Genomic DNA, 14,349 nt, shown 5'->3' with positions numbered 1-14,349 from the left:
GCCATGGCCGCTCCCCAGCCGCTCTTGTCCGTGCGGGATCTCAAGGTCGTCTTCGATGGAAGGCACGGCCCGCTGACGGCGCTCGACGGCATCTCGCTCGAGATCGCGCCCGGCGAGATTCTCGGCGTGGTCGGCGAGTCGGGAGCGGGCAAGTCGCTGACCGGGACGGCCGTGATCGGTCTGCTCGACCCGCCCGGCCGGATCGCGGGCGGCAGCATCCACCTTGCCGGCCGGCGCATCAACGACCTGCCGGCCGAGGCGATGCGCAAGGTGCGCGGCCGCGAGATCGGCGCGATCTTCCAGGACCCGCTGACCTCGCTGCATCCCTTGCTCAGGGTCGGCGACCAGATCGTCGAGACCATCCTGGCGCATTTGCCGGTCAGCCGCGCTCAGGCACGGGCGCGGGCGCTGGCGCTCCTCAAGGAAGTCGGCATTCCGGCGGCCGAGGCCCGGATCGACCAGTATCCGCATCAGTTTTCCGGCGGCATGCGCCAGCGCGTCGTCATCGCGCTCGCGCTTTGCGCCGAGCCGAAGCTGATCATCGCCGACGAGCCGACCACCGCGCTCGACGTCTCGATCCAGGCGCAGATCATGAGCCTGCTCAAGCGGCTTTGCCGCGAGCACGGCACCGCGATCATGCTCGTCACCCACGATATGGGCGTGATCGCCGAGACGGCCGACCGGGTCGCGGTGATGTATGCTGGGCGCATCGTCGAGGTCGGGCCCGTGGCGGAGGTGACGCGTCGGCCGAGGCACCCCTACACCGCCGGGCTGATGGCCTCGATCCCCAGCGTCCATCAGCGCAATCGCCATCTCAACCAGATCGACGGGGCGATGCCGCGGCTGAACGCCATCCCGCCGGGATGCGCCTTCAATCCGCGCTGCGGGCGAGCGGGCGATCCCTGTCATGCGGTGAGGCCGGACCTGCCGCCATCCGGCCACGCGGCCGCCTGCCATTTCCCATTGAGGGAGGCTGCGCATGCATGACGTGACTTCGATCGTGCCGCAGGAGGTGGTCTTGCAAGACGCCGACGCCCTGAGCAACGAGATCGCCCTGACGGTCGAGGCCGCGTCCTGCCGCTTCGACGTCTCGGCGCCGGCATGGTCGCGGCTGATCTCGCGCGAGCCGCGCCGCATCCTGCGGGCGGTCGAGGAGGTCTCCTTCACCGTGCGCCGTGGCACGACATTCAGCATCGTCGGCGAGTCCGGCTGCGGAAAATCGACGCTGGCCAGGATGATCGTCGGCCTGCAGCGCCCGACCGAAGGCAGCCTGCGTTTCGCCGATATCCGCCGGCCGGACGGCACGATCGGCCCGCCGCGCGTGCAGATGATCTTCCAGGACCCCTATGCCAGCCTCAATCCGCGCTGGCGCGTCGGCGACGTCATCGCCGAGCCGATCCGCGAGCTCAGGCTGCGCGAGGGCGAGGTCGAGACGACGCGCCGCGTCGGCGACCTGCTCGAGATCGTCGGCCTGTCGCGGGGCGATGCGACGCGCTTCCCGCACGAGTTCTCCGGCGGCCAGCGCCAGCGCATCTCGATTGCCCGGGCGCTGGCGACCGAGGCCGATTTCCTGGTCTGCGACGAACCGACCTCGGCGCTCGATGTTTCGGTTCAGGCCCAGATCCTCAACCTGATGGTCCGGCTGCAGCGGGAGTTCGGGCTCACCTATCTGTTCATCAGCCATAATCTCTCGGTCGTCCGGCACATGTCGGACGACCTCGCGATCATGTATCTCGGCCGCTTCGTCGAGGCGGGCCCGGCCGAGGAGGTCTTCGCGCGGCCGCGCCACCCCTATACAAGGCTGCTGCTCGAGACGATCCCCGATGTCGAGAAGCCGAACCGGGAGCGCCGGCCGATGTCGGGCGAGGTGCCGAGCCCGATCGCGCCGCCGAGCGGCTGCGCCTTCCACCCGCGCTGCGCGATGGCGGTCGAACGCTGTTCGGAGCAGCGGCCGGCGCTGCGCGATCTCGGCGGCGTGCGCCTGGCCTGCGACAGGGTGTGACCGCGGCTCGGGTGGGTTAACGGCCTGACCGAGCGTTAACGGCCGATTTACCGTGTTTCGCCTAGGGTAAGCGAGGCTTCCTCCGGTCGTGGAACATCTCGCATGCATGCACAGGCACTCAGGCTGCCCGAGCCGGCCAATGAGGACGTGCATCAGGTCACTGCCGCCGAGCGCGCCGTCGGAGAGATCGCCGAGCGCTTCGGCAAGCTCGGCGTCGAGATCACCGATATTTCCGGACGCATCGGCGACGTCACCCGCCAGCTCGAGGGCCAGGCGGAGGGCCTGCACCGGGTCGTGACCTCGGTCGAGCAGGTCTCGCGCTCCAATCGCGTCATCCAGGACTCGGCGGAAGAGGCGCAGAACGCCGCCTCGGTGGTGCGCAGCGGGCTGGAGCGGGTGACCGGCGCGGTCCGGCTCGGCTTGAACGCCGCGCAGAGCGACATCGAGACGCTGAGCCAGGGCGCCGAATCGATCTCGACGGCGTTGTCGGAGGCGGTGGCGACCGCCCACAAGGTTCGCGAGGCGAGCGATGCGATCCAGTCGATCACGCGCGAGATCCAGCTTCTCTCGATCAATGCCGGCGTCGAGGCGGCGCGCAGCGGGGCGGCGGGCCGCGGCTTCGCGGTGATCGCCGCTGCGGTGAAGCATCTCGCCGAGCAGACCCGCGAGGCGACCTCGCTCAGCGCCAGGCAGCTCGATGCGCTGGTCGGCACGGTCGACCAGCTCGCCCGCACGAGCGGGGAGAACGCGGCGGTGGCGCGCCGCGCCAGCGAGGAAAGCCGCGGCATCTCGCAGCAGATCGGCGAGCTCGACAGCTTCGGCCGCTCGGTCGTCGGGCTGATCGGCGACATCGACGCGATCTCGAACCCGACGCGCGAGAACGCGATCGCCTTCGCCAAGGTGAGCCAGGACCTGAAGACGCTGGTGGCGGGCGTCGACCAGTCGAGCGGCAATCTCGAACAGGCCTCGCATCGCGCCGATTCGCTGGTCTCGATCAGCGAGGCCATTCTCGGCTCGATCGCGGCCTCGGGCGTGCGCACCGCCCAGTCGGAGCTGATCGCGACCGCGATGGAGACGGCGCAGACCATCGCCGGGCTGTTCGAGAGAGCCCTTGCCGCCGGCGAGATCACGATGGCCGAGCTGTTCGACGAGGCCTACCAGCCGATCCCGGGCAGCGACCCGGTGCAGCACATGACGCGCTTCGTGGCGCTGACCGACCGCTTGCTGCCGCCGATCCAGGAGGCGCTGCTCGCCGGCAACAAGCGGATCGTGTTCTGCGCGGCGGTGGACCGCAACGGCTTCCTGCCGACGCATAACCGCAAATATTCGCAGGCCCAGGGCGACGACCCGGTCTGGAACAACGCAAATTGCCGCAACCGGCGCATCTTCAGCGACCGCACCGGGCTGGCGGCGGCCCGCAACCAGAAGCCGTTCCTGCTGCAGACCTACCGGCGCGACATGGGCGGCGGCCGGTTCCTGGTGATGGAGGACCTCTCGGCGCCGATCAGCGTCAGGGGCCGGCACTGGGGCGGCTTCCGCTTCGGCCTCAACGTCTGATGGCGGATTGTTTAACGACTTGCGGGCTTTCCTAGGGGCAGTGAGTTTTGATGTGGCAGCGTCGCCGTCGGGTTGAGTGAGCGTTTCGGACCAGCGTCATGCATATCGCGCCGTCTTTCCCCAATCTCTCGGTGCTGCTGATCGACGTCAGCCCGCATTACCGGCGCATCATCCGGACGATGCTCTACCAGGCGTCGCTGCATCGCATCTTCGAGGCGGCCGACCTGTCCTCGGCGGCGACGATGTTTATCCAGAAGCAGCCCAATATCGTGATCCTCGACTGGGACCTGCCGGATTCCGGCAGCATCAAGTGCCTGGCCTCGATCCGCTCGTTCAAGACCTCGCCCTTCGCCAAGGCGCCCGTGCTGGTGATGATGGAGCGGCCCGACCGCCGCTCGGTGGTGCAGGCGGCCAAGCTCGGCGCCCATGAGATCATCACCAAACCGATCTCCCCCAACGCGCTCTGGCTGCACCTGTCGGGCATCATCAACGTGCCGCGCAAATACAAGGAGCAGAGCGGCAGCATCTCGCTGGTGCCCCGCGCGATCAGCAACGCCATGTTCTGACGAATTCTGCCTTGGAACCGCCCAAAAGGTTGATGGGGCGGCGGCGGATTAGGGAAATTTTTACCAATTTGACGTGATCCTCGACCCGCCAATCATGGGTCCCGCCGCCGTGGTCATCACCGTCTCGCTTCCCGCCTTTCTCGGACGCTCCGAGGCGGCTGCCTTCCGCAACCAATTGCTCGTCGCATTGGAGCAGAAGGAGAGCATCGCCGTCGAATGCGCGGAGGCCGGCCCCCTGCCCAGCCTGTGGGTGCAGCTGCTGCACGCGGCAGCGAGCAGCGCGCAGGCGCGCGGCCTCAGCGTCACGCTCAAGGCGGCCTCGGACGAGTGCCGCAAGTCCTTGCAGGCGATCGGCTTCGATCCCGCCCAAAGCGCCCTCGTTCTGGAGTGACATCGATGCGAATCCTGGCCATCGACGATACGAAGACCCTGCTCAGCCTGCTCAGCCTGACCTTGCGCAATGCCGGCCACGAAGTCGCGGAAGCGGAGAACGGCGAGGACGGGCTGACGAAGTTCGACCAGTTCCAGCCCGATCTGGTGATCACCGACCTCAACATGCCGCTGATGGACGGGATCGAGTTCACGCGCGCCTGCCGGGCCAAGCCCGCCGGCCAGAACACCCCGATCATCGTGCTGACCACCGAGAACGGCGCCGACATCAAGGCGGAGGGCCGGCGCGCCGGCGCCAGCGCCTGGATGGTCAAGCCGTTCGAGCCCAACACCCTGCTCGGCCTCGTCGCGCGCTACCAGAACTGAGGCCGGTCTATGGATCCGTTGGCGGAACTCAAACAGACCTTCTTCCAGGAATGCGACGAGCTGCTCGGCGCGCTGGAGCAGAAACTCCAGGCGCTCGACGAAGGCTCGAACGATCCGGAAGACGTCAACGCCGCCTTTCGCGCGATCCATTCGATCAAGGGCGGGGCAGGGGCCTTCGGCTGCACCGACCTCGTCGCCTTCGCCCATGTCTTCGAGGCCTCGCTCGACCATCTGCGCTCCGGGCGCGTGGCGGTCGAGGATGCGCCGTTCAGCCTGTTCCTGCGCTGCTCCGACGCGGTCGCCGACCTCGTCTCCGCCGCCCGCAACGACGAGCCGGCCAATCCACGCCCCGACCTGCTGCAGGCGCTGGAGCGGGTCGGTCAGGCGGAGGTCGCCAAGCCTGCGCCGGTCGCGGCCGAGCCCGTGGTCGAGATCGCCCCTCCGGTGCGGTCCACCTCCAGCGACGACGCACCGCCCGGCATCGCCGCGCTCGGCAATCTCCTCGCGATGGTCGAGGCCAAGACCGGTGGCGCTGCTCCCGCCAAGCCGGCCGATGACGGCTGGGACGACGAGCCTGCCCCTGCCGCCAAGGCTCCGCCGGCCAAGCCGGGCAACGAGATCTGCCTGCGGATCAGGCCCGATACCGACCTGTTCCGGCGGGTCATCGAGCCGCGCGTCGTGCTGGCGGTGCTGCCGCCGGACGATGTCGTCTCGATCACCTGCGACATGAGCCAGGTGCCGCCGCTCGAGGCCCTCGACGTCACCGATTGCTGGATGCGCTTCACGGTGATGCTGCGGACCGAGATGTCGGTCGAGGAGCTTCACGGCAAGTTCGATTTCACCCTCGCCGCCGAGGAGTTCGAGATCGAGGCCGTCTCTGTGCCGGCCAATGACGACGCCGCGCCGGTCGCGGCGGTCGAGGCCGCGGAGGTTTCCCAGTCCGTCGCCGCCGATCTTTCCGCCATCCTGGCGAAGCTCGGCCCCACCCCGGCAGCCGTGGCCGAACCCGATATCGCTCCGGTGGCCGCGCCGGTCGCCGCTGCGGTGGCGGTTCCGGCGGCTGCTCCGCCGCGCGCCGCGATGCGTCCGCCGGCCAATGACGCCGCCGCAGCCCGCCAGCGCCAGGCCGTCAGCGTCCGCGTCGATCTCGACCGCATCGACAAGCTGATGAACCTCGTCGGCGAGATCGTCATCACGCAGTCGATGCTGGTCGAATGCGTTCGCTCGCTGCCCTATGACGTCTATGCCAAGACCGCCGAAGGCATCCTGACCCTGTCGCGCCAGACGCGCGAGCTGCAGGACCATGTCATGGCGGTGCGCGCCCAGCCGGTGAAGGCCGTGTTCCAGCGCATGCCGCGCCTGGTGCGCGAGCTGGCGCAGACGCTCGGCAAGGAAGTGCGGCTGGTGCTCGAGGGCGAGAACACCGAGGTCGACAAGACGATCATCGAGGAACTCGCCGATCCGCTGACCCACATGATCCGCAACTCGATGGATCACGGGCTCGAGACGCCGGAAGAGCGCGCCGCCGCCGGCAAGGGGCCGGAAGGCACGATCCAGCTCACCGCCGAGCATCGCGCCGGGCGCATCGTCATCTCCGTCACCGATGACGGGCGCGGCATCAACCGCGAGAAGCTGCTGGGCAAGGCGCGCTCGCGCGGCCTGGTCGGGGCCGACGAGAAGCTCGCTCCGGAGGAGATCGACGCGCTGATCTTCGCCGCCGGCCTCTCGACGGCCGAGGCGGTCAGCGACATCTCGGGCCGTGGCGTCGGCATGGACGTGGTCCGGCGCAATGTCGAATCGCTCGGCGGGCGCATCAGCGTCGATTCCGAGCCCGGGCGCGGCTGCAAGTTCACGCTGGCGCTGCCGCTGACGCTGGCCGTGCTCGAAGGCATGGTGATCCGCTGCGGCGACGACCGCTATGTCATCCCGATCGCCAGCGTGATCGAGACCCAGCATCTCGCCAATACGCCGATCGAGCACCTGACCTTCGGCCAGGAGGTCCTGCGCTGGCGCGGCGAGGTCACGCCGCTCTACCGGTTAGGGGCCGTGATGGGCTCGTCGGGACAGCGCGACGAGAACATCATCATCATCGCCGAGACCGAACGCGGCGGAAACGTCGGCGTCGCCGTCGACGAGATCGTCGGCCAGCAGCAGGTCGTCGTGAAGAGCCTCGAGGCGAATTACGGCGCGGTCAACGGCGCCTCCGCCGCGACCATCCTCGGCGACGGTCTCGTCGCCCTCATTCTCGATGTCGACTCGATGCTGAGACTGGCCGCGGCAGGCGGCCGGCAACCCGCTCCCGAACTGAAAATGGCTGGATGAACATGACCCTCCAACTCGGCGAAAAGCATTTCTCGTCGGTGCAGCCCGAATCGGCGGTGCGCCGCATCGTCACCTTCCGCGTCGGCGACCGGACCTTCGGCATCGATGTCGGGATGGTGCGCGAGATCAAGGGCTGGCAGGCGACGACGCCGCTGCCGCATGCAGCCCCGCATGTGCGCGGCGTGCTCAACCTGCGCGGCGTGATCCTCGCGGTCTACGACCTGCGGACCTCGATCGGGCTCGGCGTCACCGACGCGACCGCGACCCATGTCATCGTCGTCGTCGATATCGAGGACAAGACCGCCGGCCTCCTGGTCGATTCGGTCTCGGACATCGTCGATGTCCCGGTCAGCGCCGTCAGGCCCGCGCCCGACCTGGAGCGCGACGAGCACGGGTTGATCGAGGGCCTCGTGCTGCTCGACACCGAGATCGTCGCCCTGCTCGACCTCGCAGCGGTGATCCGCGACGGCGGAGCCGAGGCGCAGATCGCGCGGCCGACACGGGTCGCCTGACGCTCAGGCGATACCATCTGCGACCGCGCCGGGGACGAGCCACGCGCCAAGAAAGAAACCACGAGACCATGGGCAGCTTCCCCGGTTCCCTTTCGAGATTGTCGGTCCGGCTGCCGCTGATGTTCCTCGGCGCCGCCTTCGTCTCCGGCGGCGCGGCCTCCTATCATGTCGCCTGGGGCCGGTTGAACGATCTCGCCCAGCTCGGGCTGAGCGCCGCCGATATCGAGGGTGTCGTTGCCGCCGCCGCGCCGCAGATGCTGGCGATCAGCGCGGGCGCGCTGGCAATCATCGCGATCCTCGGCTGGCTCGCCGCGCGCTCGATCTGGCGCCCGATCGTGGCGATGCGCGATGCCGTCGGCCGGCTGGCACAAGGCGAGGACGTCGCGATACCGGGCCTCGCCAGAGGCGACGAGATCGGCGACCTCGCCCGCGCGCTCAAGAGCATCCACGAGACCGGCGTCGAGGCCGCGCGCATCCGCGCCGCGCTCGACGATTGCCGCACCAATGTCATGGTCTGCGACGCCGAGAACCGCGTCGTCTATGTCAACAAGTCGCTGCTCAAGTTCTTCGCCGAAGCGCAGGAGGATTTTCGCGCCGCCTTTCCGGGCTGCTCCGCCAAGGACATGCTCGGCAAGGTCATGGACGCGATCCAGCGCGAGCCCTCGCTGCGGCGGGGCGAGGCTGAGGGAGCCCGCTCCATCCGCTATGTGCTCGGCCGGCGCACGGTCTCGCTGTCGCTTAGCCCCGTGCTCCACACCAATGGCGAGCGGCTCGGCACCGCCGTCGAATGGCTCGAGCTGACCGACGAGCTCGCAGCCGCCGACGAGGTCGCCGAGGTGGTCTCGGCCGCGGTCGAAGGCGATTTCTCGCGTCGTATCCCGCTCGCCGGCAAGCCGGAAGCGCTGGCCCGTATCGCCGAGGGCATGAACGCGATCAACGCCCTGGTCGACGGCGCCGTCGGCGAGTTCGCGACCGTGCTCGGCAGCCTGGCCGAGGGCGACCTGACCCAACGCATGGACGGCGAATATCGCGGCCGTTTCGGCGAGCTGAAGCAGAGCCTGAACGGCACGCTGGCGCATCTCGGACAGACCGTCTCGACGATCCAGGCCACGGCCGGCAACGTCTCGCGCGCCGCGACCGAGATCAATGCCGGCGCCGGCGATCTCGCCAGCCGGACCGAAGAGACGGCGACCAATCTCGAAGAGACCGCGGCGACGACCGAAGAGCTGGCGGCCTCGGTCAAGCAGAGCGCGGCCCGTTCGCGCGAGGCGACCGATCTCGCCGGCCAGGCCATGACCATGGCCAATGACGGCAGGACGGTGGTGTCCAAGGCGGTCGGCGCGATCGAGCGGATCGAGACCTCGTCGGCCCGCATCGCCGAGATCGTCTCGGTGATCGACGGCATCGCCTTCCAGACCAACCTGCTGGCGCTGAACGCAGCGGTCGAGGCGGCGCGCGCCGGCGATGCCGGCAAGGGCTTTGCGGTCGTCGCCTCCGAGGTGCGTTCGCTGGCCCAGCGCTCGGCGCAGGCGGCGAAAGACATCAAGGGCCTGATCGCAAGCTCGAACGAGCAGGTCGGGGAAGGCGTCACCTTCGTGCGCGGCACGGGCGAGGCGCTGGAGCGGATCGTCGCTGCCGCGGGCAAGGTTTCCGCCACGGTGGCGGAGATCTCGTCGGCCACGGCCGAGCAGGCGCATGGTATCGAGGAAATGAGCCAGACCGTCGCGCATATGGACGAGATGACCCAGCAGAACTCGGCCCTCGCCGAGCAGAGCGCCGCCTCGGCGAACGGGCTGATGGGCGAGATCGCGGCATTGCGGGATTTGGTCGCGTTCTTCCGCGTGGGCGCGCCGATCCAGGCCCAGCCGGCTCCTGCGGCCCAGCCCGTCAGGCTCGTGCTGCCGGTCCAGCCGATGCGCCGGGCCGAGCCGCGGCGGGCCGAGCCGTCGCCGAGCCTTCCGTTGCGTCCCGAACCGCGCCGTCGCGCCGCCGGTGGCGGGCGAGCCGACGACTGGGCCGAATTCTAGTTCGATGGCGTCAGGTCCCGCGATGCTCGCTCCCCAGATCCTTCCCGAGGCCACGCTCACGCGCGACGACATGGGCTTCATCTCGAAGCTCGTCTACGAGCATGCCGGCATCGTCATCCGTGAGCACAAGGAGGCGATGACGCGTGGCCGCCTGTCGCGCCGCGTCAAGGCGCTGGGCATGGGCTCCGTCGCCGAATACTGCGCCTTCCTGAAGACGCCCGGCGCGCTCTCGGAGATCCCCGAGCTGATCAACGCGGTGACCACCAACCACACCGCGTTCTTCCGCGAGCGGCATCATTTCGACCATTTGCGCCGGGACGTGCTGCCCAGGCTGGTGCAGGAGCGCGGCGGTCGGCGCGGGCGGGTCCGGATCTGGTCCTCTGCCTGCTCGTCCGGCGAGGAGGCCTACAGCATCGCCGCCGTCTCGCGCGACGTGCTCGGCGCGCGCAGCGATCTCGATTTCCGCATCCTGGCGACCGATATCGACACCGACATCCTCGACCGGGCCGAGGCGGGGATCTACCCGTCCGAACTGTTCGAGCGGCTGCCCGCCGATGTGAAGCCGTTGCTCAGGCTCGACGGGCAGGCCGGGCGCGGCGAGGCCAGGATCAGCGAGGACCTGCGCCGGCTGATCGCCTTCAAGCGGCTGAACCTGATCGAAGCCTGGCCGATGCGCGGCCCGTTCGACGTGATCTTCTGCCGCAACGTCTTCATCTATTTCGACACCCAGACCAAGGCGGCGATCCTCGACCGCTTCGTGGCGCTGCTCGCGCCCGGCGGCTTCCTCTATCTCGGCCATTCGGAATCGCTACCGCAACCGCATCCGCAGCTCAGGCTGATCGGGCGCACCATCTACGAGAGAACCCCATGAGCACGGCCCGGTCCTCTCGGCGCTATTTCGACCCCAGGTTCGAGGCCACCATCATCACGGTGGCTCCGGGCGAGCATGAGATCACGGCGGCCAAGGACGAGATCGTCGCGACGGTGCTCGGCTCCTGCATCTCGGTCTGCATGCGCGACCCGCAGGCGGGCGTCGGCGGGCTCAACCATTTCCTGCTGCCGAAGAACAATGGCGGCTCCGACACCAGCGCCGGCGAGCGCTATGGCGACACCGCCATGGAGGTGCTGATCAACGGCCTCCTGAAGCGCGGCGGCAAGCGCAACCAGTTCGAGGCCAAGGTCTTCGGCGGGGCGCGCGTGCTCTCGGGCGCGACCATGCTCGCCATCGGCGACGGCAACATCGCCTTCGTGCTCGACTTCCTCAACCGCGAAGGCATCCCGATCGTTTCGAAGGATGTCGGCGGCACGCGTTCGCGGCGCATCCACTACCAGCCCGCCACCGGCCGGGCCTGGGTGCAGCATGTCCAGCCGAGCGCGCGCAGCAGCGAGCACAAAGAGGAAATCGCCTATCTCAACCGTCTCAAGACCCAGCCTGTGGCTGGCGAAGTGGAGATCTGGTGATGAGCATGCCGACCGCCGCCCCCAGCCCGGTGAAGGTCCTCGTCGTCGACGATTCCGTGCTGATGCAGAAGCTGATGACGCAGATCATCGATTCAGCGCCCGGCTTCAAGGTGATCGGCGTCGCCGGCAGCGCGGAAGAGGGTTGGGACGCGATCCAGGAGCTCAGGCCGGACGCGGTCACGCTCGACCTCGAGCTGCCGGGCCGGCATGGCCTGAAGCTGCTGGCACGCCTGATGAAGCAGGACCCGCTGCCGGTGCTGATCGTCTCGGCCTTCGGCGGCCCGGGTGCCGACAACACCCTGCAGGCGCTCGAGCTGGGGGCGGTCGATTTCATCGAGAAGCCCGATGGTGCGACGCATACGCTCGAAGGCTTCATGAAGCATCTGGTCGCGGCGCTGCAGCGCGCCGCCGCCAGCCGCCGCATCTTCGCAATGGCGCGCAGCGCGATGGCTCGCGAGGCGGTGCCGGAGCGGCCCGCGCTGGTTCGCGAGCCCGCACGCGCTGCCGCCGGCGGCCGCGTCTCGCTGATCGCGATCGGCGCCTCGACCGGCGGTGTGCCCGCCGTTCAGGTGGTGATGCGCGATCTCGCGCCCCAGCGCATCCCGATGGTCGTCGTCCAGCACATGCCGCCGGGCTATACCGTCAAGTTCGCGGCGAGGCTCGCGGCCGCGACCGGGCTCGACGTGCGCGAGGCGGCCGATGGCGACCGGCTGAAGCCCGGCATGGCGGTGGTCGCGCCCGGCGGCCCACGCCATCTCGAGATCGAGGAACGGCGCGGCGAACTGGTCTGCGTGCTCAAGGACGGGCCGCTGGTCAGCGGGCATTCGCCCTCGGTCGACGTGATGTTCCATTCCGTCGCCCGCAGCCTCGGCGCCCATGCCGTCGGCGTGCTGCTGACCGGGATGGGGCGCGACGGCGCTGACGGTTTGTTAGCCATGCGTAAAGCTGGCGCGGAGACGTTAATCCAAAGTGGCGAAACCTGTGTGGTAAACGGGATGCCGAAAGCAGCATTCGAGATCGGGGCGGCTGACCGCGTCGTGGCGCTCGACCAGATCGGTGCCACGGTGGGCCACCTGATAGCGGAGCGCCCGCATCAGCGCACCGCGTGAGGAGAGCGTCATGAAGGCCAGAAGTGACTACCGGATCCTCGTGGTCGACGACCAGAAGAGCATGCGCGGCCTCGCCACCTATTTCCTGAAGCAGATCGAGTTCCAGGACATCGACGAGGCCGAGAACGCCCGCGAGGCCCTGATGAAGATGCAGAGCAAGCGCTACGACCTGCTGCTGCTCGACTGGAACATGGACGGGATGAGCGGCATCGACCTGCTGCGCGCCATCCGCTCGGTGCCGGAGCTCAACCAGATCAAGATCATCATGGCGACCTCTGAACGCTCGGTCGACAAGATGGACGAGGCGACCAGCAACGGCGCCGATCATTACGTGGTGAAGCCCTACGAGCTGCGCGACCTCGAGGTCCGGGTGAAGAAGGTTCTCGCCTGCTGAGCAGCGCCGGCCCGCTCGCGGGCCGGTCTCGTCATCGTGATCGCGCGCCCCGGGCCATCAGGCTGCGGGGCGCGACTGTTTGCGGCAGCATGCTATAAGGGGGCCGTGTGAGGAGAGCGGACCATGTCGCTTCATCGTCGTGAACTCCTGGGCCTGATCGGCGCGGCCGTCGCCACCCCGTCCTGGGCCGTCTCGGCCGATGGCGACGCGGCGCCGGACGCCTATCGCTTCTGGTTCGAGCGCCTGGAAGGCGGCCGCATCCCGCTCGCGGCCTATCGCGGCAAGCCGATGCTGATCGTCAACACGGCCACCAATTGCGGCTTCGCCGGCCAGTTCGCGACGCTGGAACAGCTCTGGCAGCGCTATTCCGGCCGTGGCCTGATGCTGCTCGCGGTTCCCAGCAACGATTTCGGCGGGCAGGAGCCGCTCGAGGGCATGGCGATCGCCGAATCGGCGCGGCAGGTCCATGGCGCGACCTATCCCTTCGCCGCCAAATCCGGCGTGCGCGGCCCCGACGCCCACCCGTTCTATCGCTGGGCGGCGGCGCGGCGGCCGGCCGAGGTCCCGACCTGGAACTTCCACAAATACCTGATCGGCCGCAGCGGCGACCTCGTCGGCGGCTTTGCCGCGGGCCAGGATCCCGTCGGCCCCGACCTGATCCGGGCGATCGGGGAGCAACTCGGCGCCGCCTGAGGCTGCCCTCAGACTTTCGGCTTCTGACCCGGGCGGAAGGCGACGATCACGTTCGGATCGGTTTCCAGATAGGGGCCCTCGATCAGGTCGATGCAATAGGGGATGGCCGGCATCACCGCGTCGAGGCATTCGGCGATGGCGCGCGGGCGGCCCGGCAGGTTGACGATCAGGCAGCGGCCGCGGATGCCGGCGGTCTGGCGCGAGAGGATCGCGGTCGGCACCTTGGCGAGGCTGACCTGCCGCATCAGCTCGCCGAAGCCCGGCATCGGTTTCTCGACAACATCCTCCGTCGCCTCGGGCGTGACGTCGCGAGGGGCGGGGCCGGTCCCACCCGTCGTGACGATCAGGCAGCAGCCCTCCTGGTCCGCCAGTTCGATCAGGGTCTTTGCGATCAAGGCGCGGTCGTCGGGGATGACGCGGGCGACGGGCATCCACGGCGAGCTCAACGCTCTTTCGAAATAGGCTTTGATGGCGGGGCCGCCCTCGTCCTCATAGATCCCGGCCGAGGCGCGGTCCGAAACCGTGACGATGCCGATCCTGATGCCGCCGTTCATGTCGTGCCCTCCGCTCTGGTCGGGCGCAGATGTGGCCGATCGCGGCGGCTCACGCCACCGTTTTCGCCCGCTTCCGCTGCAGGCGGGCGCGGAGCGCGCGCAAGCCCTGGCGCAGACGGGCGGCGCCCTCGGGCAGGCCCGGCTCGGGCTCGCCGAGGCGGATCAGGACGTTGCCCATCGCCCGGCGCTCGCCCCAGACATAGGTGCCGGGGTCGACCCCGTCGCCCGCGCCGCTGTCGAAGAGCGCCGGAGGCGTGCCGGCGAAGTCCGCCTGCAGCATGGCGATCGTCAGGGCCCGGCCGGGTGAGTGGCGCGCCTGCTCCTCGTCATAGGCGATCTTGAGGAAGTGGCGGGTGCCGGCGCTCTCGATCAGCAGGCCCATTGCGAGGGGGCGGC

Annotated in this window: 16 protein-coding genes; 14 read left to right on the top strand and 2 right to left on the bottom strand. The window is 68.8% G+C overall.

Annotation, left to right across the window (positions count from 1 at the left end; translation table 11 throughout):
- The first annotated feature begins 3 nt into the window (after nt 1-3).
- The 14 genes from ACTIF2_RS23725 (at nt 4) to ACTIF2_RS23660 (ending at nt 13,399) form a co-directional block, all read left to right on the top strand.
- Nucleotides 4-987 (top strand): ABC transporter ATP-binding protein, encoded by a 984-nt coding sequence (locus ACTIF2_RS23725; RefSeq protein WP_439499601.1) that lies wholly within the window; start codon nt 4-6, stop codon nt 985-987.
- The gene (locus ACTIF2_RS23720; RefSeq protein WP_439499600.1) at nt 980-2,002 is read left to right on the top strand and encodes an ABC transporter ATP-binding protein; all 1,023 of its coding nucleotides are present in this window, start codon (nt 980-982) and stop codon (nt 2,000-2,002) included. Before ACTIF2_RS23725 ends, ACTIF2_RS23720 begins: the two co-directional genes overlap by 8 nt.
- Before the next feature lie 102 nt (nt 2,003-2,104).
- On the top strand, nt 2,105-3,559 hold the full coding sequence (locus ACTIF2_RS23715; protein ID WP_439499599.1) for a methyl-accepting chemotaxis protein: 1,455 nt from the start codon (nt 2,105-2,107) through the stop codon (nt 3,557-3,559).
- 98 nt (nt 3,560-3,657) lie between these two features.
- Nucleotides 3,658-4,125, top strand: coding sequence for a response regulator (locus ACTIF2_RS23710; protein WP_439499598.1), 468 nt, complete (start codon nt 3,658-3,660; stop codon nt 4,123-4,125).
- A 94-nt stretch (nt 4,126-4,219) separates the two neighbouring features.
- Nucleotides 4,220-4,516, top strand: a complete 297-nt coding sequence (locus tag ACTIF2_RS23705) for an STAS domain-containing protein (RefSeq protein ID WP_439499597.1) — start codon at nt 4,220-4,222, stop codon at nt 4,514-4,516.
- Between the two features lie 5 nt (nt 4,517-4,521).
- Complete coding sequence (locus ACTIF2_RS23700) at nt 4,522-4,881, top strand: response regulator (RefSeq protein WP_439499596.1); 360 nt, start codon at nt 4,522-4,524, stop codon at nt 4,879-4,881.
- A gap of 18 nt (nt 4,882-4,899) precedes the next feature.
- Nucleotides 4,900-7,203: a chemotaxis protein CheA gene (locus ACTIF2_RS23695; protein ID WP_439499595.1), complete on the top strand. Its 2,304-nt coding sequence runs from the start codon at nt 4,900-4,902 to the stop codon at nt 7,201-7,203.
- Between the two features lie 2 nt (nt 7,204-7,205).
- The gene (locus ACTIF2_RS23690) at nt 7,206-7,715 is read left to right on the top strand and encodes a chemotaxis protein CheW (RefSeq protein ID WP_439499594.1); all 510 of its coding nucleotides are present in this window, start codon (nt 7,206-7,208) and stop codon (nt 7,713-7,715) included.
- Nucleotides 7,716-7,783: 68 nt separating this feature from the next.
- Nucleotides 7,784-9,742, top strand: coding sequence for a methyl-accepting chemotaxis protein (locus ACTIF2_RS23685; protein ID WP_439499593.1), 1,959 nt, complete (start codon nt 7,784-7,786; stop codon nt 9,740-9,742).
- Between the two features lie 4 nt (nt 9,743-9,746).
- Nucleotides 9,747-10,613: a CheR family methyltransferase gene (locus tag ACTIF2_RS23680; protein ID WP_439499592.1), complete on the top strand. Its 867-nt coding sequence runs from the start codon at nt 9,747-9,749 to the stop codon at nt 10,611-10,613.
- Complete coding sequence (locus ACTIF2_RS23675; protein ID WP_439499591.1) at nt 10,610-11,203, top strand: chemoreceptor glutamine deamidase CheD; 594 nt, start codon at nt 10,610-10,612, stop codon at nt 11,201-11,203. The genes ACTIF2_RS23680 and ACTIF2_RS23675 overlap by 4 nt, the downstream gene beginning before the upstream one ends.
- Nucleotides 11,203-12,312, top strand: a complete 1,110-nt coding sequence (cheB, locus tag ACTIF2_RS23670; RefSeq protein ID WP_439499590.1) for a chemotaxis-specific protein-glutamate methyltransferase CheB — start codon at nt 11,203-11,205, stop codon at nt 12,310-12,312. The genes ACTIF2_RS23675 and cheB overlap by 1 nt, the downstream gene beginning before the upstream one ends.
- A gap of 10 nt (nt 12,313-12,322) precedes the next feature.
- Nucleotides 12,323-12,706, top strand: a complete 384-nt coding sequence (locus ACTIF2_RS23665; protein ID WP_439499589.1) for a response regulator — start codon at nt 12,323-12,325, stop codon at nt 12,704-12,706.
- A 123-nt stretch (nt 12,707-12,829) separates the two neighbouring features.
- Nucleotides 12,830-13,399, top strand: a complete 570-nt coding sequence (locus ACTIF2_RS23660; RefSeq protein ID WP_439499588.1) for a glutathione peroxidase — start codon at nt 12,830-12,832, stop codon at nt 13,397-13,399.
- Nucleotides 13,400-13,407: 8 nt separating this feature from the next.
- Here the strand turns inward: ACTIF2_RS23660 and mog are convergent, their stop codons facing one another.
- Together mog and ACTIF2_RS23650 are read right to left on the bottom strand one after the other, a co-directional pair.
- Nucleotides 13,408-13,953 carry a molybdopterin adenylyltransferase gene (gene mog, locus ACTIF2_RS23655; protein ID WP_439499587.1) on the bottom strand — a complete coding sequence of 182 codons (546 nt, stop codon included), beginning with the start codon at nt 13,951-13,953 and terminating at the stop codon, nt 13,408-13,410.
- Nucleotides 13,954-14,002: 49 nt separating this feature from the next.
- The coding region (locus ACTIF2_RS23650) for a GNAT family N-acetyltransferase (RefSeq protein WP_439499586.1) at nt 14,003-14,349 on the bottom strand (347 nt) is incomplete at its 5' end.

Origin of the sequence: Allobosea sp., assembly GCF_051860145.1 — a bacterium.
Taxonomy (GTDB): Bacteria; Pseudomonadota; Alphaproteobacteria; order Rhizobiales; family Beijerinckiaceae; genus Allobosea.
This window is presented reverse-complemented; position numbering and strand designations above follow the sequence as displayed.

Bases quoted from the DNA above. Each gene is read 5' to 3' on its own strand.
- ACTIF2_RS23725 (WP_439499601.1), top strand. From the start codon at position 4: ATGGCCGCTCCCCAGCCGCTCTTGTCCGTGCGGGATCTCAAGGTCGTC.
- ACTIF2_RS23720 (WP_439499600.1), top strand. From the start codon at position 980: ATGCATGACGTGACTTCGATCGTGCCGCAGGAGGTGGTCTTGCAAGAC.
- ACTIF2_RS23715 (WP_439499599.1), top strand. From the start codon at position 2,105: ATGCATGCACAGGCACTCAGGCTGCCCGAGCCGGCCAATGAGGACGTG.
- ACTIF2_RS23710 (WP_439499598.1), top strand. From the start codon at position 3,658: ATGCATATCGCGCCGTCTTTCCCCAATCTCTCGGTGCTGCTGATCGAC.
- ACTIF2_RS23705 (WP_439499597.1), top strand. From the start codon at position 4,220: ATGGGTCCCGCCGCCGTGGTCATCACCGTCTCGCTTCCCGCCTTTCTC.
- ACTIF2_RS23700 (WP_439499596.1), top strand. From the start codon at position 4,522: ATGCGAATCCTGGCCATCGACGATACGAAGACCCTGCTCAGCCTGCTC.
- ACTIF2_RS23690 (WP_439499594.1), top strand. From the start codon at position 7,206: ATGACCCTCCAACTCGGCGAAAAGCATTTCTCGTCGGTGCAGCCCGAA.
- ACTIF2_RS23685 (WP_439499593.1), top strand. From the start codon at position 7,784: ATGGGCAGCTTCCCCGGTTCCCTTTCGAGATTGTCGGTCCGGCTGCCG.
- ACTIF2_RS23680 (WP_439499592.1), top strand. From the start codon at position 9,747: ATGGCGTCAGGTCCCGCGATGCTCGCTCCCCAGATCCTTCCCGAGGCC.
- ACTIF2_RS23675 (WP_439499591.1), top strand. From the start codon at position 10,610: ATGAGCACGGCCCGGTCCTCTCGGCGCTATTTCGACCCCAGGTTCGAG.
- cheB (WP_439499590.1), top strand. From the start codon at position 11,203: ATGAGCATGCCGACCGCCGCCCCCAGCCCGGTGAAGGTCCTCGTCGTC.
- ACTIF2_RS23665 (WP_439499589.1), top strand. From the start codon at position 12,323: ATGAAGGCCAGAAGTGACTACCGGATCCTCGTGGTCGACGACCAGAAG.
- ACTIF2_RS23660 (WP_439499588.1), top strand. From the start codon at position 12,830: ATGTCGCTTCATCGTCGTGAACTCCTGGGCCTGATCGGCGCGGCCGTC.
- mog (WP_439499587.1), bottom strand. From the start codon at position 13,953: ATGAACGGCGGCATCAGGATCGGCATCGTCACGGTTTCGGACCGCGCC.